We start from the raw sequence: 21432 nt of genomic DNA on the forward strand, positions 1-21432 counted from the left end.
GGCTTCGTCACCCACATCCGGCTTGGTCTTGAACCGCTCGGCCTCCAGGCGCTTGAGCCACAGACAGAAGCCGTTGCGATGCCAGTACAGAATTTTCACTTGGTTGCGTGTGCGATTGAGGAAGACGAACAACACAGGGTCGAACACCGCGACCTTGATATCCAACTCGACCAGGGCTGCCAGGCCATTGATGGATTTACGGAAATCGACCGGCTTGGGGTAGAGGTAAACAGCTTTGACGTTGGGGGCGGGACGCATCATGCGGGGCAAGTTCCAGAAGGAATCGGGAGCTCAGCATCAGATCTCAGGGCGCGGTTTCGAAGGTAGGGTTTATGGAGCGGTTACGTATGTTGTCGATAGACGCCAACAGCCACGGATGATCGAAGCAGTTCACACAACCCCAGACAGACATACCTTTGCCTTCGGAGAGCGCAGGCCTCTCCTTCCAAGGTTTATGCATAAACGCCCCGGCCTGATCGGCACCGTCACGCCCTACCGAGCACCGTTGGGTGGTGCGCCCCTTCGTTTTACTGGACAGGACGTGGCCAACGACTACACGAGGCTGGACACCGTGAGCAGCAGGCCTTCGAGGCCCGGACGAGTGTTTAAGCCAATGCGCGCCCACGATTGCCGGGCAAGATCATCTGCGATCCGGAAGGTTTGGCTCGGCTCTGGCTTCATCGGCATCGCTGCTGCTGTAGCGATGTTTGCAGCGCAGAGCGTTGTCGACAGGGAGAGCGTACCTGCCGAGCAATGGCTCTGAGCATGCCGCTTCGCAATCCGAGCCCGAAGGGGTCCCGCTTGTCGTCCGTCCGTCCGTCCCTGTTGCTGGATTGCTTGGTAATAGCTGCTACGGTTTACGCCAAGAACGCGACACAATCCGGTTACAGAGAAGGTTCGCCTTACACTGATCAAGAGAATTCGACATCAAGAACGGTAACATTTTTAGGATATTCTCCCTTTGCTCAATGTGGCGAATATGCAATTTGCAAGCTATTCTCAACAAGTAAGCTGAAGGTAGGGGCGGTTCATGAAACAGAAAGCTCGTGTGCTTCGGGCGATGCAGCCAGAAGTTTGGAGCGCTGATAATCCGCAACTACCCGCTGTACAATTTGCAAGGTCATCGTGTGTACATCATTGAGAGGCTGGCTGGCGTTGACCTCGATGATCTTGGCACCGTTGAAACGAAGCAGGGGGGTGACCGCTACCTTCTCGCGCAGCAAGGGCAACTCGTGGTCCGGCTTTCGCGCATGAGCGGTTTCGGCATCGATATTCAAGCGAATGATCAAGGTCGGTCGGTAATCGACCATGCGCTCGTACAGTTTCCGCTCTTGCTTGGCAAGCCAAGCGGTGAGAGGCCCGCTTGCACGCGCTGCCGAAAGACCGGGGCCGTCGTAGAAGCCCGGAACATCCAATTGCGGATATCGGTCGCAAATCACGACATGGCCCCGCTCCCGCAGCCTCAGCATCCGGTTGAAGCGGAGGACGCGCAACTTGGAGAAACAAAAAATCACCAGTGCGGTCAGGGTTCCCGGAATACGCTCGCCCTTTGTGCGTGCCTGTTTCGCCTTGGCAGAAAGATGGCGTACTAGCAGCCTTCCGATCAGAGGCCAGCTTTCGATTTGCGAGGCGATGCCGCGTGATCCGAGGCCGAGATAACAGTAAGTGGCCGACGAGTAGCCCTGTAGAGCCGAGCATATCCCAGATGCCAGCGTCGTCTTCCCCGAACCATCGCATCCTACGATGGCGATCAGCGGTGCCATGCCGGAGTCATCTTGTACCGGCTTAGCGGTAATGACCTGAGTGTTCATCATGTTCATAAAGTTATCCCCCTAGGCAGGCCGCTGAAAACCCAGCTCTAATTGCACCAACCTGCAGATTCGGCGTTTTTGCAAGCGCTCAGATTTGGCTTTTCCCTGAAGGGTGCCGCCCTCTGCGCTGTTGCGACGGATTCCCGCACGATTTTCTAGTTTTTCTAGGCAGGGACCGTCATAGAGCGCGGGTCCCGCCACTAGCCTGACAGGTTTATCCAGTCAAATCAGGCAGGTTGTAGATCGAGAAGCTCAGCAACAGTTGCTGCTCGGCTCGGCCGATCAAGCAGGTCTTGTGCTGGCTGACTTCCCTCTGTGTTCAGCCAGAGCGTTCCTCAATCCGTTTGAGGAGCGCTCTAAACTTTTTCAGCGGTCTGCTAGGCGAGAGGCTATGGCTTGTTTTGCTTGCGCAATCACATCCGCCAGCGGCTCTCGGCTATCAAGATCCGCGATAGGCGCACCTTGGTATTCCAACTGCGGTACTGCGGCAATTTTTATTGCCAAAGACTCGTAACGATGATCCGGTTTGCGTGCGTAGGCCGTTTCGAGGTCCACGTTCAAGCGAATCACGATATCGGGCCGGTAACTGGTCATGTAGGCGTAAAGCGCTTTTTCGCGCCGTGCCAGGAAACGGATAACGGCGTTATGGCAGGGAACGCTAGCCAGGCCGGGTCCGTCGATTTTCATTCTGGGCACGGCCACCTGCGGGTAACGGTCGGCCACAACAGCAATACCCTTGCGGCGCAGGGCCATCATTTTTTGGTAGCGGTACCAACGCCGCAGCGATAGAAGATAAATAGCCACCGCCGCCAGTGTGGTCGGTCCCTCGTTACTCGCTTCTTGCGCATTGTTTCCGCGCTTGGAGTTAAGGGCGATCATGCGCTCGATATATCGCCCTACCAGCGGCAACTTCACGAGGGCTTCGCCGATCGTCTTGGATTGGATGCCGAGGTGGCAGAGTTCCGTGGGACGGGACTCTCGCATCCACGAAAGAATGGCCTCTGAGACCGTCGACTTGCCGGCCCCATCACAGCCAACGAAGGCAATCAGAGGTGCTAGCTCGCAGCCTTCGCGGGAGAACCCTGAGGCAATCTGCCGGACACGTTCGCAAAATGGCACGGAGCAGGATGCCTTGGCTGCGCCAGAGCCTTGGCGCGGCGCTTCTTCTTTATGGACCGAGAACCACATAATAATAATCAACCGTAAATAAAGGTGGTCATGCCCTGTACCCCAACTGGTGGACAAGAAATGGCCCTTCCACACCATCGCATTCGCACGGAAAGCAGCTGGTTACGTCCCTTTACGGAAAGTGGCTGATTAAGTCCTTTTAGGCCTCATTTCTATTAAGGTTCGGTTAAGGTTCAGTTAAGGCATGCTACAATAAATCTATGCGAAATGTGTATAAGTATTTGGGACGCTTTTTGCCTAATTGACGGGAATGCCTGTGCCAGAGGCGGGCTGCAATTCATGGCGATCAACCGGGTCTCAAGTGCTCCGTCGGCCTTGCGGGCGTAGTCGCGCTCGGGGCGCTTTCTAGCCAGTGCCGCCTCCAGCCCTTCCTCCCACAGCGCTTCTTCACCCGGTCGATCTTGCACTCGCCTGTGCCAGCATCTGCGCGATCTCCCGGTTGCTCCGGCGTGGATTGGTCAGCGCCGACTGGTCGCCGGCCGGCAGGATCAGTGCGCTGATGACCTGGTTCCCGTCTTGCCCTTGCTCGTCAGCGCTTGCAAGTGCGTCCGTTCCTCTTCGCTCAGAATCTGGAGACCCTCTCAATCGATGTATCGAATCCATTGGGATTAGGCCCGCCAAAGCCGAGGCAGGGTAGCGCCATACCCTGGATACCCTTCATGCCGGCCATGGTCTCCACCCGTTCTTGTAGGGTTGATAAAGCAGTAGGCCGGCACGAGCCTGAGCCTCTACCGGAGGCCTGATCGTCCTGCTGATCCTCAATGGGGCGATCCGGGCAAGCCGAGCTGGCGCTCGCGCCCGCTGCAGGTGACCTCGTGGTGATGGACAATCCCGTTCAGACAAGACCGTCGGGATTCGGGTGGACATCAAGGCGCGGAGCGTCGCTACCTGCCTTCTTTCTAAACCGTGCTGGGTCGCAATCGCTTCCAAGACGGCCTCGCCGAGCACCTGAGCCGGTATAGCGGCTGTCTTCGCTTTTTCATGTCGGCCAGCTGTGGCATTTCCCGCAGTGCGCGCCACCTTCTGCGGGAATTCCCGCAGCGCCATCTCCAGAATCCGTAAACATGATGATAGTTATGGCCTGTCTGACAGGGTGAGCGAGGGCGCCGTAAGGCCCGCGTGGGGCTGGCGCCGATCGGTTATGTATTTTTTCGGGAAAATAAGAAGTTGTTGGCATAACCCCTGCAATACCGGCCTTCACCCGCCAGGACTGCACGGGGCAGTCCGGCATCCGGCTACAGGACGCCAATCCATGAAACGCACGCTGTTCCTTCCCCTCATCGCCGCGCTCGCCGGCACCTGGCTGGGCATCGCCCCGGCCGGCGCGGCGGACAATCCGCAGGTGATCCGCTTCGGCCTGGCCACCGTCGGCAAGGGCGGCATCCCCTTCGCTTCCTCCAGCGTCACCAGCCTGGCCCACCAGCGCCAGGCCATCGAGAAAGAGCTGGCGGCCGACGGCATCGAGGTCGAGTGGACCTACTTCAAGGGCGCCGGGCCCGCGGTCAACGAGGCGCTGGGCAACAAGCAGCTGGACTTCGCCTGGCAGGGCGACCTGCCGGCGGTGATCGCCAAGGCCGGCGGCCTCAATACCAAATTGATCGCCGCCGACGGCCTGCTCGCCTCCAACTACCTGGTGGTGCCGGCCGATTCGCCGGCCAAAACCCTGGACGATCTCAAGGGCAAGAAGGTGGCGCAGTTCAAGGGCACCAACCTGCAGCTGGCCACCGCGCGCACCCTCAAGCGCGTAGGCCTGCAGGACCGCGACTTCCGCACCATCAACATGGACTTCCCCACCGCCGCGGCGGCGCTGGCCTCCAGGGACATCGACGGCGCCTGGCTGTCGTCCACCGCCTTCGAGCTGCAGAAGAGCGGGGTCGGCCGGATCATCTACGACACCCGCGCGGTGGACGCCCGCCTGACCCGCCAGACCCACGTGCTGGTGGACGGCGACTTCGAGCGGCAGCATCCGCAGATCGTGCAGAAGGTGGTCGACGGCCTGGTGAAGACCGCCGCCTGGGTATCGGCGCCGGAGAACGATAACGCGGCGTTCGAGCTGTGGGCCAAGTCCGGCACCCCGGTCGACTCGCTGCGTGCCGAGCAGGGCGAGCTGAGCCTGAAGCGCCGCTACTCGCCGCGCCTCGACGAGTTCTTCGTCGACCGCTACCGCGCCACCGTCCGCGAGTCCCGCGAGCTGGGCCTGCTGCGCGGCGATGTCGACGTCGACGGCTGGGTCGAGCCGAAATACGTGAACGCCGCCATCGACCGGCTCGGCCTGCAGGCGCTGTGGCCGGCCTACGATGCCGACAACCGCCCGCAGGCCCGGTGAGGCGCGCATGAGCCCGACTGCTCCCGGCCTGGCCGACACGCGCACCCTGGCGGCCTTCATCCTGCTGGCCAGCCTGTCGGGGATCGGCGTGGGCCTGGCCAAGGTGAGCTTCGCGCTCTACGCCCTCAGCCTGGAGGCCTCGCCGCTGGAGCTGGGCCTGGTGGCCGGGGCGCAGACCGCCGGCCTGCTGCTCGCCAGCCTGCTGGCCGGCGGCCTGTTCCAGCTCCTGCCGCTGGTCGGCCAGCCGCTGCTCCTGCTGCTGCCGACCCTGCTGATCGGGCTGTGCATGCCGTGCCGGCTGGTTTCGCTCAACGCGGTGTTCATGCAGCAGCTGGCCCAGGTCGGCGAGGCGCGCGCCGGCTGGTTCCGCGGCGCGCAGATGATCGGCATGCTGCTGCTCGCGCCGCCCCTGGCGGCGCTGTTCGCCGGCTGGCTGGGGGCGGGCGGCAGCTGGCTGCCGATCGGCCTGCTGTTCGCCATCCCGGCGCTGCTGGCGCCGCGGGTGCTGCACATCTACCCGGCGCGCCGGCAGGGCGCCGAGCCGCTGAGCCTGGCCGCGCTGGGCCGCCAGCTCGGGGTTCTGCGCGAGCAGCCGGCGCTGCGCGACAACTGCCTGCTGGAGTTCTGCGTGCAGGCGGCGGCGATGTTCTTCTCCTATTTCATCGTCGCCATCACCGTGCAGGACTACGGCTGGTCGGCCGGCGAGGCCGCCGCGCTGCTCAGCGTTCACGGGCTGGCCTACATCGTCGCGCTGTTCGGCCTCGGCCGGCTGCTCGGCGGCAGCGGCCAGGCCGGCTTCGCCGCCAGTCTGCTGCTCTGCGCCGTGGCCTTGGCGAGCCTCGGCCTGAGCGGCCGGGCGCCGCTGTTGTGGGGCGGTGCGCTGCTGCTCGGCCTGGGCCTCGGCATGCTCCAGGTGGTCACCCTGTCCGCCTATGCCCGGCACGGCGCGCAGCTCGGCCACGGGCGGATCGCCGGCCTGGCGGTGCTGGCCGGGCCGGGCGGCAGTCTCGCCGGCAGTGTGCTCGGTGGCGTGCTCGGCGAGTGGTTCGGCCTGCAGCCGCTGTTCCTGCTCTTCGTTCCGCTGTTTCTCGGTTTTCTCTTGCGGTCTTCGCCGCAGCATCCGCAATCCGCGCTCTGCGCAAGGAGGATTTCCCGATGAGCACGATTCAGGCTTCGCATCCGTTCCAGGCGTTCCCGACCCGCCCCTGGCCGGGGCTTGCCCGCGCCCTGCGCCGGGTCGGTGCCGGCGGCGCCGCGCTGCTGCTGCCGGCGCTGCTGCTGGTCGTCTGGCAGATCGCCGTCGAGCGGCACTGGGTGTCGGCGCAGATCCTGCCGCCGCCGTCGCGGGTGCTGGAGACCTTCGGCGAGCTGTGGGCGAGCGGCGATCTGTGGTTCCAGCTGTCGATCAGCCTGCAGCGGGTGCTGATCGGCTCGCTCATCGGCGGCGCCCTCGGCCTGCTGCTCGGCCTCGCCATGGGCCTGTCGCGCCAGGTCGAGGCCTATCTGCTGCCGCTGTTCCAGGCGCTCAGCCAGGTGCCGGTGCTGGGCTGGATTCCGCTGTTGATGATGCTGGTCGGCATCGACGAGGCGTTGAAGTACCTGGTGATCGCCAAGGCGGTGCTGGTGCCGCTGACCCTCAACACCTTTTCCGGTATCCGCAGCATCCCGCCGAGCTACCTGGAGGTGGCCCGGGTGTACCGCCTCGGACTGCTGCTGCGCCTGCGCCGGGTGATCCTGCCGGCGGCGCTGCCTAGCATCTTCACCGGGGTGCGTTTCGCCCTCACCAAGGGCTGGATCGCCCTGGTCACGGTGGAGCTGCTGGCCTCCAGCGAGGGCATCGGCTACCTGATGGTCGACGGCCGGCAGATGTTCCAGCTCGATCTGGTGATCGTCGCCATGCTGGTGATCGGGCTGGTCGGTTTGGTGCTGGACCAGGGCCTGGCGCTGGTCGAAACCCGCCTGCAGCGCTGGCAGCGCCAGGCCTTCTGAAGGAGCGCGCGCATGTCCGAAGCAACCCGCAAACGGCCCGATCTGCGCGGCTGGGTGGTGCCGGGAGTCCTGCTGCTGCTCTGGTGGTTGGCCACTGCGCTGGAGTGGGTGGATACCCGGCTGGTCGCCAGTCCCGCCGCGGTGCTGGAGGAGGCCTGGCAGGCGGCGGCGAGCGGCGAGCTGTGGCAGGGCCTTGCCGCCAGCCTCGGCCGCAACCTGTCGGGCTTCGCCCTCGGCAGCCTGGCGGGCCTGGCCTTCGGCGGCCTGCTCGGGCTGTCGCGGCTGGCCGAGCGGCTGGTCGGGCCGACCTTCCACGCCCTCAAGCAGATCGCCCTGTTCGCCTGGATTCCGCTGCTCTCGGCCTGGTTCGGCTTCGGCGAGCCGGCCAAGGTGGCCTTTATCGCCCTGGCGGTGTTCTACCCGGTGGCGCTGAACAGCTTCGAGGGCATCCGCGCCACCCGCCACGAGCTGCTCGAAGTGGCCCGGGTGCTCGGCCTGACCCCGGCGCAGCGGCTGCTGCGCCTGGTGCTGCCGTCCGCCGCGCCGGCGATCTTCACTGGCCTGCACCTGGGGCTGATCTACGCCTGGCTGGCCACGCTCGGCGCCGAGTACTTCTTTTCCGCCGGGCCGGGGATCGGCAACACCATGATCGACGGCCGCGAGCATTTCGAGATGGACCAGGTGATCTACGGCCTGCTGGTGGTCGGCAGCGTCGGCCTGGTCCTCAATCGCCTGGCCGCCTGGATCGAGGCGCGCGCGCTGGCCTGGCGCGGCGGCGGGCGCTGAGCGGTAAGCAGTTGGACGCAAAGGTTTTGCAATTCAATGTGATGGGAGTTTTCGATGAGAGGGACCGGTTTTCTGAGTTTGCACGGCGTGGACAAGCGCTTTCCCCTCAAGGAAGGCGAGCTGCACGTCCTCGGCGACATTTCCCTGGACATCCGCCAGGGCGAGTTCGTCAGCATCGTCGGCGGCAGCGGCTGCGGCAAATCCACCCTGCTGCGCCTGCTGGTCGGCCTCGAGGAGGCCAGCGGCGGCAGTCTGCGCCTGGACGGCGTGCCGATCCGCGGCACCGATCCGGCGCGCGGCATCGTCTTCCAGGACCACCGCCTGTACCCCTGGCTGACGGTGGAGGACAACGTGCTGCTGGCGCTGGCCAATTCGCCGCTGGACAAGGCCGAGCGCCTGGCCCGGGTCCACGCGCACCTGGAGCTGGTCGGCCTGAAACATTTCGCCAGGGCCTGGCCGGCGCAGCTCTCCGGCGGCATGAGCCAGCGCGTGGCGATCGCCCGCGGGCTGGTCAACCGGCCGAAGGTCCTGCTCCTCGACGAACCCTTCGGCGCCCTCGACGCGCTGACCCGCGCCCAGCTGCAGGACGAGCTGGCGCGCATCTGGCAGACCGAGGGCATCACCACCGTGCTGGTCACCCACGACGTCGACGAGGCAGTGCTGCTCGGCGACCGGGTGGTGGTGATGGAGCCGCGCCCCGGACGCATCCGGCGCATCGTCCCGGTCGACCTGCCCCATCCCCGGCACCGTGAACATCCGCGGCTCGCCGAGCTGCGCAGCGACATCCTGCAGGACTTCACCCGCCGTCAGGCCATCGCCTGACGGCGCGGGTCGCTCCCGCTGGCCTGTTTGCTCGGTTCGATGGGGCAATTTCGGCGTCCGAGGTATCTGCACGTGGGGTTCGGGCGGCGATGCCGTGCGGCCAGGACGGAGTGGAGCGTCCTCCGGCGCATGGGCTCGCTCGCACGGCTGAGTCTGCCGGGATCAGTCGTTCTCGCTCCAGAGATACTGATCGATTTCCTGCATCATGTAGGCATTGCTCCGGATGTTGCGCGCCACCGCTTCGGCCTCTTCCTGGGTATAGCCGTTCAGGGTGAAACTGGTCCTGCCTGCGGGTTCCGCTTCATAGAACAGGCGCACTTCCAGCAGCCAGGTGTCGGCGCGATGCGGCTCGGGTAACAGGCGCAGATAGGCCTTCAGCTTCCTCTCGAGCGGGACGATCAAGTTGAAAACTTCCATCGACGCAGGCGATGACTTCACCTCACCCATTTCTCTCCCCTTGTCCAGTGCTAAGCCGCTGCTCGTACGCCGGGCTTTCCGGTTCATGGTTGTTCTTCGGCCTGTGCTCTGGCATGCCGCCCGCCTGTCGTTGCGGTCGGGCGACCCCTTTGGCAACATCCCGCCTCTCGTCGAGCCTACTCGGCGGGATCTCCGGTGGGATCGGCCGGCGTGAAGCCGGGCCGTCGGGGCCGCATTAAACCAGATCGTCATCCGGCGAGGCGAGCGTCGACATGCCATGGGCATCGTTCCCGGTGGCGCTGCCGGCATGGTAACGGCGCGGTTTGCGGGGGTTGCCTTTTCGAGAGTGGTGGGGACGTAAGGACGGGATCATGAATATCTGGGCACTGGACAAGCATCAGGACATTCGCCATGTGCTGTTGCTGCTGAGCGAGCAACTGGGACCGGATGCGTTCGTCATCGATGCCGTAACCTCGCTGGACCCGCGGGCGATCTACCTGTTGCACCGGGAGGACCCCGGCGTGCGGGTCTGGCTCTACACGCTCGGTCAGAGTCCGGGACGCTACGGTGTGCATCTGGAATATCCGAACAGTACCGACACCCACGAGAATGTGCCGTTGTCGGAGCTCGTGGCGATGCTCGCCGTGCATTTCGACGTGCCGACGATCCAGCCGCTGCCCTGATTTCTCCGGCGGGAGGCGGGCCGCTACGCGGCCCTCAGTCGCTCGGCGAGCCAGGGCAGCACCTGCTCGCAGGGCCGTTCGATCTTCAGGTTCAGCAGGGCGTCGGCGCGCATCGCGCCCTGGTTGATGGCCACCAGCGGCTTGCCCTGCTCGGCAATCGACCGGCACAGCCGGAAACTGGAATAGGTCATCACCGTCGAACCGACGACCAGCAGCGCCGCCGCCTGCTCGATGCCCAGCGAAGCCGCTTCGGTCTGCTCGGCCGGCACGCCCTCGCCGTAGAACACCACGTCCGGCTTGAGCAGGTCGCTGCCGCAGCAGGGGCACCAGGGGATGCGGAAGCCTTCCAGATACTCGACGGCCAGCCGGGCATCGCCATCCGGGGCGAGGACGGCCTCGACGCCCTGCAGGTAGGCGTTTTCCTCTTCCAGCCACGTCTGGATCTCGCTGCGCCGCAGGATTTTGCCGCAGTCGAGACAGCGCACCCGGTGCAGGTTGCCGTGCAGCTCGATCACCCCCTCGCTACCGGCCTGCTGGTGCAGCCCGTCGACGTTCTGGGTGATCAGGCCGGCGATCCGCCGCCCGGCCGCGAGCCTGGCCAGGGCCTGGTGCGCCGCATTCGGCCGGGCCTGCCACACCTTGGGCCAGCCGATCATGCTGCGCGCCCAGTAGCGCCGGCGCGCGGCGGCCGAGCCGAGGAACTCCTGGAGCATCATCGGCGCCTTGCCGTGGCGGACGCCGTCCTGGTCGCGATAGGCCGGAATGCCGGACGGCGTGCTGATCCCCGCGCCGGTCAGGACCAGCAGCGGATGCTGCGCCATGAGTTCGCACAGCTCCAACAGGGATGCCGGGGGATCGAGGGTGTGCATGAAATATCTCCACGTCTGTCGGCCAGGGGGAACATCGAGCTGGCCGGTCAAGGGATGTCTCGGTGAATAGAACAGGGCGAACTGGACGATCGTGAGCATAAGGCAGAACCGGCATGGCCACCGAACGGTACGGCTGTCCCCCAGGTTATCCACAAATTTTTCTGCCGTTGCCGGTTGACAATCAAGGGTTTGTAGTACCTTTTCGCGGGCTGGTTATCTCCCTCCGACCTACTGAAAATGGCTTGATATTTCAGGTGGTTATGTGTCTGGGAAAGCCTCTGTGCGGGTCTGGTCAAAAAATGATCGGCCATTGGCGAGCCAGATTCCATCGGCCATGTGGCCTGTCATACCGTATTTATCCACAGAACAATCCACATCTTCTGTGGGTTACTCGAAGCCGGGCGATGAGGCGGGCGGCAGAATAGCGCGGGCGGCGGGGGCGTCCTAAGATTGCCCGGCGAGCCGAGTCATTCGTCGAAGTCGAAAGGAGAAGCCATGAAGCTTTACTACACCCCGGGAGCCAGCTCCCTGGTTCCGCACATCGTCCTCTGCGAGCTGGGTCTGCCCTACGAGCTGGAGAAGGTGGACCTGAAGCGCCATACCCTCGAGGATGGGGGTGACTACTACAACGTCAATCCCAAGGGCTATGTGCCGACCCTGCAGCTGAACGACGGCCAGCGGCTCAGCGAGGGCGGGGCGATCGCCCTGTTTCTCGCCGAGAAGCTGCCCGAGGTCGGCCTGCTGCCGTCCAACGGCAGTCTGGAGCGCTTCCGTGTGCTGGAGTGGCTGTTCTTCGTCAGCAGCGAACTGCACAAGGAGGTCGGCCAGCTGTTCAACCCGAAGCTCACGCCGGAGTGGAAGGCGGCCGTGCTGGCGACCATCGAGCGGCGTCTGGCCTATGTCGACAAGGCCCTCACCGGGCAGGATTACCTGACGGGCTCGCGCTTTTCCGTGGCCGACGCCTACCTGTTCACCGTGCTGGGCTGGATGGCGCCGCTGGACATCGACCTCGAGCCCTGGCCGGCCCTGCGTGCCTTCCACAAGCGCGTGGCGGCGCGGCCCGCGGTGCAGAAGGCGATGCGCGCGGAAGGCTTGACCGGCTAGACGGGCAAAAGCCGGCAGGCCATGGGAGCGCTCCCGACATGGCGCTGCCGGCTCTCCGATCCGCACGTTCTCTTTTCCGGCTGCGCGTGCGTCGGAAAGGGCCGGGGCCCTACCAGCGATAGCTGAGCGTGCCGATGGCCGTGCGTTCGTCGCCGTAGCGGCAGGCGTTGGCGCAGTACAGGTAGCGCTTGTTGGTCAGGTTCTGCACCTTGGCAGTCATCTGCCAATGGTCGTCGAGGTCGTAGCCGAGCAGCGCATCGACCAGGGTATAGGCTGGAATGTTGCGGTCGCTGACGCTCGCCGAGGTGCGCGTGGTGCCGTTGTAGCGGGCTCCTGCGCAGATCTTCAGCTTCGGCAGGCCGAACCTGGCCAGACGATAGTCCAGCCACAGGGACGCGCTGTGATAGGGGATGCCCTCGATGCGCGAGCCTTCGAGCACGGGATCGTTGTCGGCGATGATGTGGGCATCGGTATAGGCGTAGGAGGCGCTCAGGTTCAGCTGCGGCGTCAGGCCGGCCTTGAGTTCCAGTTCGAGGCCCTTGCTGCGCTCCTTGCCGGTCTGCTCGTCGAAGTCGGAGCCGGGAATCGAGCTGACCACGTTCTCCTGGGTCAAGTGGTAGACGGCGGCGCTGAGCATCAGGTCGCGACCGGGCGGCTGGTAGCGCAGGCCGATCTCGTACTGTTCGCCTTCGGTCGGTTCGAAGCTGCGGCCCTCGCTGTCGACGCCGTCGGTGGGCAGGAACGACTGGCTGTAGCTGATGTAGGGCGCCAGGCCGTTGTCGGCGAGGTAGACCATGCCGATGCGGCCGGACAGCTCCTGGTCGCTCTTGGTGCTGCGGCTCCGGTCGCGGTAGTTGCGGGTGTGGCTGCTGGCCCAGTCCTGGCGCAGGCCGAGCACGAAGACCCAGTGTTCGGCGAACTTGGCCTGCTCCTGCAGGTAGAAGCCGGCCTGCCGGCTGTGCAGGTCGGAGCCGCGGTCGATGCTGGTGTTGACCGTGGGCAGGTTGCCGTACGTTGGGTTGGCCAGGTCCAGCGAGGGCGCATTGCCGCTCCAGCGATGGCTGTCGTAGGTCTTGTAGTAGTAGTCGAGGCCGGCGAGCAGGGTGTGCTCCCAGCGGCCGCTGTCGAACGACCATTGCAGGCTGCTGTCGCTGGCCCAGCCGGTGGCGATGTCCTCGCGCGAGTTGTAGCTGCGGGTCAGGGTGGAGAGGTTCGCGCCGGTGACCCGGCTGCCGTTCAGGCTGATGTAGTCGTAGTCGCTTTCGGAGTGGAAGTAGCGCAGGGCGTGGCGCAGTTGGAGGCCGTCGTCGAGCCGGTGCTCGAAGAGGTAGCCGAGGGTGCCCATGTCGCCCGAGTAGTAATCGAAGCTCGGCTCGCCGGCGAACAGGTCGTAGGGGATCTTGCGGCCGAGCGTCGCGCTGTATTTGGTGACGTTGTAGTTCATCGCCGGGGTCAGGGTCGTGCGGGTTTCCTGATAGGTGGCGAGCAGGGTCAGGCGGGTATCGTCGTCGATGTGCCAGGTGAGGGCCGGGGCGAAGAAACGCCTGTCGTCGTCGATCGAGGTGTACTGCGTTTCGCTGTCGCGCCAGAGGGCGGTCAGCCGGTAGGTGAAGCGTCCCGACTCGTCGAGCGGACCGCCGTGGTCGGTGGAGATCTGGCGGCGCTGGTAGTTGCCGTATTCGACGTTGATTTCGTGCAGCGGATCGTCGGTGGGGCGTTTGCTCACGGTATTCACCAGGCCGCCGGGAGACAGCTGGCCGTAGAGCACCGAGGAGGCGCCCTTGAGCACCTCGACCCGCTCCAGTCCGTAAGGCTCCTGGCCGCCCTCGAACTGGGAACTCTGCAGTTTCAGGCCATCGCGCAGCACGCCGCCGGTGCGCGGGCCGATGTCGAAGCCGCGCAGGCGATAGTCGTCCGCCACGCGGCTGTAGCCGTTCGGCTGGGTGACCACGCCGGAGGTGTACTGCAGCGTGTCGGCGAGGCTGTCGTGTCGGCGGGTCTGCATCTCCTCGCGGGTGATCACCGAGATGGCCTGGGGCGTTTCGCGCAGGGCGGTGTCCGTCTTGGTCGCCGTGGCGCTGCGGCTGGCCACCAGACCGTAGGCCGGACCCCGGGCGTCCTCCTGCCAGGAATCGCTCACCAGAAGGGACGAAAGTTCCAGGGCGCTGCCGCTGTCGGGCAGCGCCTCGATGTTCAGGGCGCCGCTTTCGGTGACGCGCAACCGCAGGTTCCGCCCCTGCAGCAGCCGCTCGATGGCCTGCTCGACGGTGAAGTCCCCGTGCAGGGCCTCGGCCTGCTCCCCGCGCACCAGCGCAGGATCGAAGAGAATGCTGCGCGCGCTCTGCCGGGCGATGGTGGTCAGGCTGTTTTCCAGGGGGCCGGCCGGCACGTCGAAGGCCAGGGTCTGCTGCTGCGTGGCGGCTGGGTTCTCGGCCAGAACCGGCGGGGCGAGGCAGGCCAGCAGCAACGACAGGGATACCGGCGACAGGGGGAAGGACAAACGGCGAGACATGACGGCTCCGCTGAACAGGCAAGGAATACCGTTCATGTGCAACGAGGCCCTGGAATTTTCAGGGGGCGTGCGAAAAAAATCAGCTGTGCTCGATGGTCGTCCACCAGCCCAGGTAGCGATGGATGCGCAGGGGCAGGATTTCCTCGAGCGAAGCCAGCACGCGCTCGCTGTCGTCCAGGGCAAACAGGCCCGAAATGCGCAGGGCGGCGGCGGCCGGGGAAAGGCGCAGGTGACCCGGGTGATAGGGGCGCAGGGCGGTGATCAGCACGTCCAGAGGACGGTCATGGAGTTCCAGCCAGCCGTCCTGCCAGGCGAACTCGCTCCTGCGCTGCCCCTCCAGGCGCTGGCAGATGTCCCGGTCGAAACGGGCGCCTTCGTCGGTCGCCAGTACCAGGCTGCTGCCGGCGCGGGTTTCCACACGGACCTGCGCTGCCTGCACCCAGACCGTGGCGTCCCGTTCGCCGAGCGCGACGCTGAAGCGCGTACCCAAGGCCTGTACGCGGCCGAAGGGGGTTTCGACCACGAACGGCCGCCGGGCATCGGCCGTTACCTCGGCGAGCAGGGCGCCGCGCCGCAGCTGCAGGCGCCGCCGCCCGCCGCCGAAATCGACGTCGACACGGCTTTGCGCGTTGAGCAGCACGCTGCTGCCGTCGTCCAGCACGAAGCGCCGGCGCTCGCCCGTGGCGGTGCTCAGGTCGGCGACCAGGCCGTCCAGCGGCATGCCGGGGCGGGTCAGGCCGAGGCCGCCGAGCCCGAGGCCGGCCAGCACGAGGGCGCCGCGCAGGGCCTGGCGCCGGCTGGTGCCGGCGCTCAGCAGGGTGTTTCGGGCAAGCCCGGCGGGCTGTTCGGCGACGCCGGCGAAGGCGCTGTCCAGGCGCCGCTGCAGGCGCTCCCAGGCGCTGCGATGCCGTTCGCTTGCGGCGAGCCAGCGTTCGAGGCGCTGCCGTTCGGCAGCGCTCATCCGGCCGGAGCGTTGCAGGGCCAGCCATTCGATGGCGGCGATTTCCTCGGGCGACAGGCGGGCGGGACTCATGCCGGCTCCAGTGCCAGGTAGCAGGTGGTCAGCCCCTTGACCACGTACTGGTGCACGCGGGTGACGGACACCCCCAGGCGGCTGGCGATCTCCGCGTAGGTCAGGCCCTCCAGCTGGCTGTAGAGAAAGGCCGCGCGGGCCTTCGGGGACAGTCCGTCGAGCAGTTGGTCGATGGCCGTCAGCGCTTCCAGGGCCAGGACGGTTTCCTCGGCAGACGGCTGGACGGCCTCCGGTTGCTGTGCCAGGGCCTCCAGATAGGCGCGCTCCAGGTCGCGGCGGCGCCAGCTGGCATAGACCAGGCGTTTGGCGATGGTGGTCAGCAGGGCACGCGGCTCGCGGATGGCGCCGGGGTCCTCCAGGGCGACGACTTGGGTAAAGGTTTCCGAGGCGATGTCGGCGGCGTCGTGGGCGCAGCCGAGCCGGGCGCGTAAGCGCCCGAGCAGCCAGCCGTGATGCTCGCCGAACAGGCGATGGAGGACCTGGAGGCGCAGCGCGGAGGGCAGTGGCAGGGAGGCGGTCATCGGAGCGGGTCGATAGTCTGCTAATGATAAACAATATCATTAACAAAAGGGCCGGGTCGGGCAAGCGCCGGATGCGGACGGAGGCGCCATGGCCGGACGGGCGGTTGGCCGTACAGGAGCGGGAGGTCGGGTGCGGACTTGTCCGGCCGCTGCCGGCACGGATGCGATGGGGCGGGAAACGCCGGGAATGAAATGCGATCTGCTCGCATTTTGACAGCTCCGCACAATGCTGCCATAGCTTTTGATCGGCGCCAGGACGGGTCTGCCGGCCGCGCCATGGATTGACTCGGCATGCACGCCCGGCACTCGGGCGGCGGAGGGAGGGGGAGTGCATCCCCCGCCAGCCCATTCGAATTTCCTTGGAGGAGGTGTCCAGATGCCCGCCTTCGACGAACTGCGCGACAGCCTCGTCTACATCCGCGTCGTCCACCATATCCAGGGGCGCATCCGCCTCAAGCTGGTGGCCGGCTACGAATCGCTCGCCGGCCAGGGCCGGCAGGCCCGGCAATTCCAATCTATTCTGGATCGCACGCCGGGCGTCCATGGGGTGCGGGTCAACCTTCTTGCCCGTTCATGCACCGTCGAGTACGACCCGCAGGTGATCCCGGTCGCGGCCTGGGACGATTTCCTGACCGGCGTCGACTCGCCGGCCGCGGCCATCCTCGAGCAGATCTTGCGCGAGATCCACCGGGAGATCCTGCATGACGAACTATGACGAAGCGATCCTGCGCAGCGGCAGGATCGATCCCTCCGCCCCCTTTCCGGTCCTGCATCAGGCAGTGCGCATCGCCCTCCATGAGCAATACGCCGCCCAGAGCTTCCATGGGCGGGTCGTCGAAGCCTTCGGCCCGCGTCCGCCCTTCGTCGGCGTCGTTCGTGCCAAGGAGCGGCACATCGCTGCGCTTTCGGCGCTCTGCCAGCGCTTCGGGATTCCCCGTCCGCTGAATCCCTTCCCCCAGGAAACCACCGTCTCTCCCAGCTGGCGGGCCAACTGCGAGCGCGGCGTGGCGGGCGAGATCGCCAATATCCGCCTCTGCGAGTACCTGCTCACCCAGGTCGGCGAGCCGGATGCGCGCCGGCTGTTGCAGGGCCTGCAGGCGGCTTCGCTGGAACACCACCTGCCGGCCTTCCACCAGGCGGTGGCGGAGGCCATGGCCCAGGAGCGCTACCACGCAGCCCGGGGCATACCGCCGCAGGAGGCCTATGTGCGTCACGGGCCACTCTCCGACTTCATGGAGCGGGCGCTCGCCCATGCCGGTCCGCTCGGCATGTTCAGTCCGCTCCTGCGGCACAGTCACCCCGCCATGCTGGCCGGCATGGTGGCAGGTGGAGCAGGGATCTACCTGTTGAAGAACCGGTCCGGCCGAAATCGATAGGAGAACCGCAATGTTCCATCTCATTCCCTTTGCCGTCGGCGTGGTCGCCGGGGCGGTCGTGCTCCAGCTGATCCGGACCGACAAGACCAAGGCGGGTCTGGAAAAGGCCCAGGACAAGCTGCGCGGTGCCACGGTATCCAGCCTGGAAGCCATTGAGGGCGCCTCGGCGCGGGCGCGTGCCCGTCTCGCCGGGGAAGCCGCGCCGGCCGCCGAGGCGCAGGCCGAAACACCGGCCGGGCAGGAAGACCAAGCCGGCGAGCAGCTCCCGGTGGTCAGCGAGCAAGCGCAGGGCGCCGCTGGCGCCGAGGAGCGGGCACCATGAAGCATCCGTTCCCGGGCTACGGCTATCCGGCTCACCATGTGGCGGGTTCGCCGGGCCTCTGGCAGGGGGAGGGCGATGGCAGCTTCACCCGCGGCTTCGTCACCACCGCCTGCCTCTCGGCGTTCCAGGACGTGCCCTGCCCGTCGTCGTCGGCCCACCTCAAACGCGTGCTGCGCCATGCCCTGCAGGGCGGCACGGCCTTCGCTGCGGGCTCCAGGGCCACCGTGGCCTTGCGCCAGGGCGACTATTCCGGCGCACTGCTCGCCACCGCGCTCGGCGCCACCGGCGTACTGCTGATCGAACAGCTGCTGCGCGATGCGCGTCGGCTCGACAGGGAGAAAGGCGATGGGCAAGAAAAGTAAGCAGAAGAAGCAGCGCGGCGGCCAGGCGAACGACTGCACGGGTTACGGCTACGCCGCCGACTCCGGGTACGGCGCGGCAGAATCCCCCTATGGCGGCGGCGAACCGCCCTATGGTGCCGGGCCGCAGTACGGCATGGGGCCGGACTATGGTGGCGCTGCGTATCGCCATGGGCATGGCGACGGGCCGCACCCGCATTCGCACCACGGCTATGGGTATGGCTACGGGTACGACCCGGCTGCGGCCGCCCACGATGCCTTCCACCATCGGACCCATCGGGGTTACGGCCATGGCTACGGCGCCGGCGTTCCGGGTGGCGGCTTTCCCGGTTCCGGGCTGTTCGACGGCGGTCTGCTGCAGGGCATGCCGGCCTTCCTGCGCTCGGCCAACGCCGAGCAGTTCCTCCTCGGCGCGGCGCTCGGCGCGACGGCGGCCTGGGTGCTGGCCGACGAGGAACTGCGCGGCAAGCTGATCAAGGCCGCCATGAAGCTCTATGCGGGCGTCGCCGGCGGCTTCGAGGAGATGAAGGAGCAGATGGCCGACATCAAGGCCGAGGTCGCCGCCGAGCACCACGGAGACGCCTGATGGACGGCGCCTGGTTCGTCCAGGTGCAGCCCCTGCACCGGACGTTCGGGCGGGTGCGCTTCCGTTACCGCTGCCGGGCGAGCGGGCCGCTCGATGCGCACAGCATCGAGCACGAGGTCGGGTCGCTGCGTGGCGTGCTGAAGGCTCGCGTCAATCCGGCGGCGCGCTCGCTGGCGGTGGAGTTCGAGCCGGCGGTCACCGACCCCGACAGTCTGGCCGCCGCCATCCTCGCCCTGTCGCCGTCGGGCCTGCCGGTAGCGGCCGCCAACCACCGGCACAGCGAGGCTGCGCGTCTCGGTGCGGTGGCGATGAGCGGCGCCACCCTGCTGGCGACTCGCAGCCTGCAGCCGTCCCTGCAGGCCCCCGTCGCCTTCGGCGCCGCGGTGCCCCTGCTCGGCGAGGCGGTCGACGACTTCCTCGAAAAAGGCATCACTTCCCATGTGCTGGAAGCCCTTGCGGTGGGGATCTCGATCGGCCGCAACGATTACCTCACCGCCAACACCACCTCCTTCCTGCTGGCCTTGGGCGAATACCTCGAGGCGTCGATCGAGCGCCGTTCGGACGAGCTGCTCAAGCACCTGCTGCACCCGGCCGGCGGCGAGGTGTGGGTCGAGCGCGAGGGCGTCGAGACGCTGATCGACGCGGCCGAGGTGCAGGTCGGCGACTGCGTGATCGCCGCCACCGGCACGGTGATTCCGGTGGACGGCACCGTGCTCGGCGGCGAGGCGTTGGTCAACGAGGCGACGATGACCGGCGAGGGCGTGCCGGTGGTGCGCCGGCGCGGCGACCGGGTGCTCTCGGCCACCCTGGTCGAGGAGGGGCGCCTGCGCATCTACGCCGAGCGGGTCGGCCGCCAGGCCGCCGCCGCGCGGATCGCCGATTTCGTCGAGCAGTCGCTGTCGGTGAAGAGCGAGACCCAGCTCGAAGCGGCGCGCCTGGCCGACCGCCTGGTGCCGATGGTGCTCGGCCTGGCCGGCGCCACCTGGCTGCTGTCCGCCGACTGGCAGCGTGTCGCGGCGGTGCTCCAGGCCGACTATTCCTGCGCCCTCAAGCTCGCCACTCCGGTGGCCTTCAAGGCGGCGATGTACCGCGCCGGGCAGTCGGCGATCCTGATCAAGAGTGCCAAGGCGCTGGAGCGCCTGGCCCGCGCCGACACCTTCGTCCTCGACAAGACCGGCACCCTGACCACCGGTGTGCTCAAGGTGACCGACTCGATCGCCTTCACTGCTGCCTACACCTCCGAGGACCTGACCAACCTGGCCGCCTCGGTCGAGGAGCACTACGTCCACCCGGTTGCCGAGGCGGTGGTGGCGGCGGCCCATCGCCTCGACCACCCGCACCACTTCGACCACCAGGCCGTGCAGTTCGTCGTCGCCCACGGCGTGGCGAGCACGATCGACGGCCGGCGCATCGTGGTCGGCTCGCGGCATTTCATCGAGGACGACGAGGGCATCTCCACCGCGGCCCATGCCGAGGTGATCGAGCGCCTGCACCGCGAAGGCAAGACCCTGCTCTACATCGGCTTCGGCGGCGAGCTGATCGGCGTCCTGGCGCTGACCGACAGCGTGCGCGACAACGCCGCCGACACCGTGGCGCGGCTGCGCGAACTCGGCGTCCGGCGCATCCTGATGCTCACCGGCGACCAGCCGGAGCGCGCTGGCGCACTGGCCGCGGAGCTGGGCCTCGACGAGTTTCGCGCCGGCCTGCTGCCGGAGCAGAAGGCCGAGGTGCTGCAGCAGCTCGCCGCCGAAGGCGCGCGCATCGCCTTCGTCGGCGACGGGGTGAACGACGCGCCGGCGCTGACCGGCGCCCACGTCGGCATCGCCATGCACCACGGCGCCGACATCGCCCGCCTGGCCTCCGACATCACCCTGCTGGAGGACGACTTTTCCCGGGTCGCCGACGCGCTGGCGCTGGCGCTGGCTACCCGGCGGCTGATCGACGGCAACTTCAAGCTCACCGCCGGGCTCAACACCACCATTCTCGGCGCGGCGGCCTTCGGCCTGCTGACTCCGGTGGCCGCCTCGATGCTGCACAACGGCAGCACCCTGGCGATCCTCCTGCGCGCGCTGGCTGGTGCCGGCCTGCCGCGCCAGAACAGGACCCGGACGAAACGCCGCGTCGCGAAGCATTCCACCACGGGCCACTGACCGAGTCCCAGCGCGAGGAACTGGCCTTCGGTCAGACCGTGGCCCGGGAAGTGGACCCGGCGTGGAGATTCCTGAAGGGCTGTCCGGGCAGCCACCGCCCGCCGCGCGGCGCTTCCAGTACGAGGCCCTGCACCGGGCGCTGTACCTGCAGCTGCTGCCTCATGTGCTGAATCATCACCGGCTGCTCGTCGACCTGCACAGCGGCGCCGATCCGCAGCTGGGCGCCGACCTGATCTGCGCCGACTCGGCGCTGTGCGCCTGTCTGCGCACGGCCGTGGCCGGCGCCGAGCAACTGGCCGGCGTGGAAGTCCGCGTGGTGCCCCTTGGCGACGAGGGCGCCGACCTCCACGCGCGGACCATCATCCCGCCCGCGAACTGGCCCGCGAGCTGATTGGCATTGCTGCCCGCTGCGTCGGGGCGGGCGATGACCGGGCTGCCGGGCGTGCCGATGGTCGCTGTGTGGGAAAGGCAGCGGTAGCGCACGGCAAAGGATGATTATTCGCTATAAGCACATTCTGAATCCGCGTCCAGGCTGATTATTTTCCAATCGTGGATGAGTAGTTTTCATGGCAGCCCCC

The 21432-nt window shown here is 66.5% G+C and carries 22 protein-coding genes; 14 read left to right on the forward strand and 8 right to left on the reverse strand.

The window, feature by feature from the left end:
• The 3 genes from tnpB to BMY22_RS24975 all read right to left on the reverse strand — a co-directional run.
• Positions 1–261: IS66 family insertion sequence element accessory protein TnpB (gene tnpB / locus BMY22_RS17650; protein ID WP_143068532.1), on the reverse strand; the 261-nt coding region annotated here is incomplete at its 3' end.
• A 767-nt stretch (positions 262–1028) separates the two neighbouring features.
• A complete protein-coding gene (locus BMY22_RS17655) occupies positions 1029–1820 on the reverse strand; it encodes a nucleoside/nucleotide kinase family protein (RefSeq protein WP_244158908.1) in 792 nt (263 codons plus the stop codon).
• 357 nt (positions 1821–2177) lie between these two features.
• On the reverse strand, positions 2178–3056 hold the full coding sequence (locus BMY22_RS24975; protein ID WP_244158909.1) for a nucleoside/nucleotide kinase family protein: 879 nt from the start codon (positions 3054–3056) through the stop codon (positions 2178–2180).
• 1195 nt (positions 3057–4251) lie between these two features.
• Here BMY22_RS24975 and BMY22_RS17665 point away from each other — a divergent pair.
• Genes BMY22_RS17665 through BMY22_RS17685 form a run of 5 tightly spaced genes read left to right on the forward strand, consistent with a single transcriptional unit; the run spans position 4252 to position 8922 of the window.
• A complete protein-coding gene (locus BMY22_RS17665) occupies positions 4252–5325 on the forward strand; it encodes an ABC transporter substrate-binding protein (RefSeq protein ID WP_090624224.1) in 1074 nt (357 codons plus the stop codon).
• A gap of 7 nt (positions 5326–5332) precedes the next feature.
• Entirely contained in the window at positions 5333–6484 is a 1152-nt protein-coding gene (locus BMY22_RS17670; protein WP_090624226.1) for an MFS transporter, read from the forward strand.
• On the forward strand, positions 6481–7314 hold the full coding sequence (locus tag BMY22_RS17675) for an ABC transporter permease (protein WP_090624227.1): 834 nt from the start codon (positions 6481–6483) through the stop codon (positions 7312–7314). The genes BMY22_RS17670 and BMY22_RS17675 overlap by 4 nt, the downstream gene beginning before the upstream one ends.
• Positions 7315–7326: 12 nt before the next feature.
• Positions 7327–8100 (forward strand): ABC transporter permease, encoded by a 774-nt coding sequence (locus BMY22_RS17680; protein WP_090624229.1) that lies wholly within the window; start codon positions 7327–7329, stop codon positions 8098–8100.
• A gap of 54 nt (positions 8101–8154) precedes the next feature.
• Entirely contained in the window at positions 8155–8922 is a 768-nt protein-coding gene (locus tag BMY22_RS17685; RefSeq protein ID WP_090624231.1) for an ABC transporter ATP-binding protein, read from the forward strand.
• Positions 8923–9084: 162 nt separating this feature from the next.
• Here the strand turns inward: BMY22_RS17685 and BMY22_RS17690 are convergent, their stop codons facing one another.
• Positions 9085–9426, reverse strand: coding sequence for a hypothetical protein (locus tag BMY22_RS17690; RefSeq protein WP_244158910.1), 342 nt, complete (start codon positions 9424–9426; stop codon positions 9085–9087).
• 284 nt (positions 9427–9710) lie between these two features.
• On the opposite strand from BMY22_RS17690, the gene BMY22_RS17695 reads away from it, so the two are divergent.
• Positions 9711–10022 carry a hypothetical protein gene (locus tag BMY22_RS17695; protein WP_090624235.1) on the forward strand — a complete coding sequence of 104 codons (312 nt, stop codon included), beginning with the start codon at positions 9711–9713 and terminating at the stop codon, positions 10020–10022.
• A gap of 23 nt (positions 10023–10045) precedes the next feature.
• On the opposite strand, the gene BMY22_RS17700 is transcribed toward BMY22_RS17695, so the two are convergent.
• Complete coding sequence (locus tag BMY22_RS17700; RefSeq protein WP_090624237.1) at positions 10046–10891, reverse strand: NAD-dependent protein deacetylase; 846 nt, start codon at positions 10889–10891, stop codon at positions 10046–10048.
• Positions 10892–11386: 495 nt separating this feature from the next.
• On the opposite strand from BMY22_RS17700, the gene gstA reads away from it, so the two are divergent.
• Complete coding sequence (gene gstA, locus BMY22_RS17705; RefSeq protein ID WP_090624239.1) at positions 11387–11995, forward strand: glutathione transferase GstA; 609 nt, start codon at positions 11387–11389, stop codon at positions 11993–11995.
• Between the two features lie 109 nt (positions 11996–12104).
• Here the strand turns inward: gstA and BMY22_RS17710 are convergent, their stop codons facing one another.
• The 3 genes from BMY22_RS17710 to BMY22_RS17720 form a co-directional block, all read right to left on the reverse strand.
• The gene (locus BMY22_RS17710) at positions 12105–14507 is read right to left on the reverse strand and encodes a TonB-dependent siderophore receptor (protein ID WP_090624241.1); all 2403 of its coding nucleotides are present in this window, start codon (positions 14505–14507) and stop codon (positions 12105–12107) included.
• A gap of 79 nt (positions 14508–14586) precedes the next feature.
• A complete protein-coding gene (locus BMY22_RS17715; protein ID WP_090624243.1) occupies positions 14587–15540 on the reverse strand; it encodes a FecR domain-containing protein in 954 nt (317 codons plus the stop codon).
• Positions 15537–16061 carry a sigma-70 family RNA polymerase sigma factor gene (locus BMY22_RS17720; protein ID WP_090624245.1) on the reverse strand — a complete coding sequence of 175 codons (525 nt, stop codon included), beginning with the start codon at positions 16059–16061 and terminating at the stop codon, positions 15537–15539. Before BMY22_RS17720 ends, BMY22_RS17715 begins: the two co-directional genes overlap by 4 nt.
• Before the next feature lie 376 nt (positions 16062–16437).
• Here BMY22_RS17720 and BMY22_RS17725 point away from each other — a divergent pair, with 376 nt between their 5' ends.
• From BMY22_RS17725 to BMY22_RS17755, 7 genes are all read left to right on the forward strand, one after another.
• Positions 16438–16776 (forward strand): HMA2 domain-containing protein, encoded by a 339-nt coding sequence (locus tag BMY22_RS17725; RefSeq protein WP_090624246.1) that lies wholly within the window; start codon positions 16438–16440, stop codon positions 16774–16776.
• Positions 16763–17437, forward strand: coding sequence for a ferritin-like domain-containing protein (locus BMY22_RS17730; RefSeq protein WP_090624248.1), 675 nt, complete (start codon positions 16763–16765; stop codon positions 17435–17437). Before BMY22_RS17725 ends, BMY22_RS17730 begins: the two co-directional genes overlap by 14 nt.
• A gap of 10 nt (positions 17438–17447) precedes the next feature.
• The gene (locus BMY22_RS17735) at positions 17448–17759 is read left to right on the forward strand and encodes a hypothetical protein (protein WP_208599327.1); all 312 of its coding nucleotides are present in this window, start codon (positions 17448–17450) and stop codon (positions 17757–17759) included.
• Complete coding sequence (locus tag BMY22_RS17740; protein WP_090624250.1) at positions 17756–18121, forward strand: hypothetical protein; 366 nt, start codon at positions 17756–17758, stop codon at positions 18119–18121. Before BMY22_RS17735 ends, BMY22_RS17740 begins: the two co-directional genes overlap by 4 nt.
• Positions 18105–18704 (forward strand): hypothetical protein, encoded by a 600-nt coding sequence (locus BMY22_RS17745; RefSeq protein WP_244158911.1) that lies wholly within the window; start codon positions 18105–18107, stop codon positions 18702–18704. Before BMY22_RS17740 ends, BMY22_RS17745 begins: the two co-directional genes overlap by 17 nt.
• Complete coding sequence (locus BMY22_RS17750; RefSeq protein WP_090624252.1) at positions 18704–20854, forward strand: heavy metal translocating P-type ATPase; 2151 nt, start codon at positions 18704–18706, stop codon at positions 20852–20854. Before BMY22_RS17745 ends, BMY22_RS17750 begins: the two co-directional genes overlap by 1 nt.
• Before the next feature lie 61 nt (positions 20855–20915).
• Positions 20916–21245, forward strand: a complete 330-nt coding sequence (locus BMY22_RS17755) for a hypothetical protein (RefSeq protein WP_244158912.1) — start codon at positions 20916–20918, stop codon at positions 21243–21245.
• The last annotated feature ends 187 nt before the right edge of the window (positions 21246–21432 follow it).

It is taken from the genome of Azotobacter beijerinckii (genome assembly GCF_900110885.1).
Lineage (GTDB): Bacteria > Pseudomonadota > Gammaproteobacteria > Pseudomonadales > Pseudomonadaceae > Azotobacter > Azotobacter beijerinckii.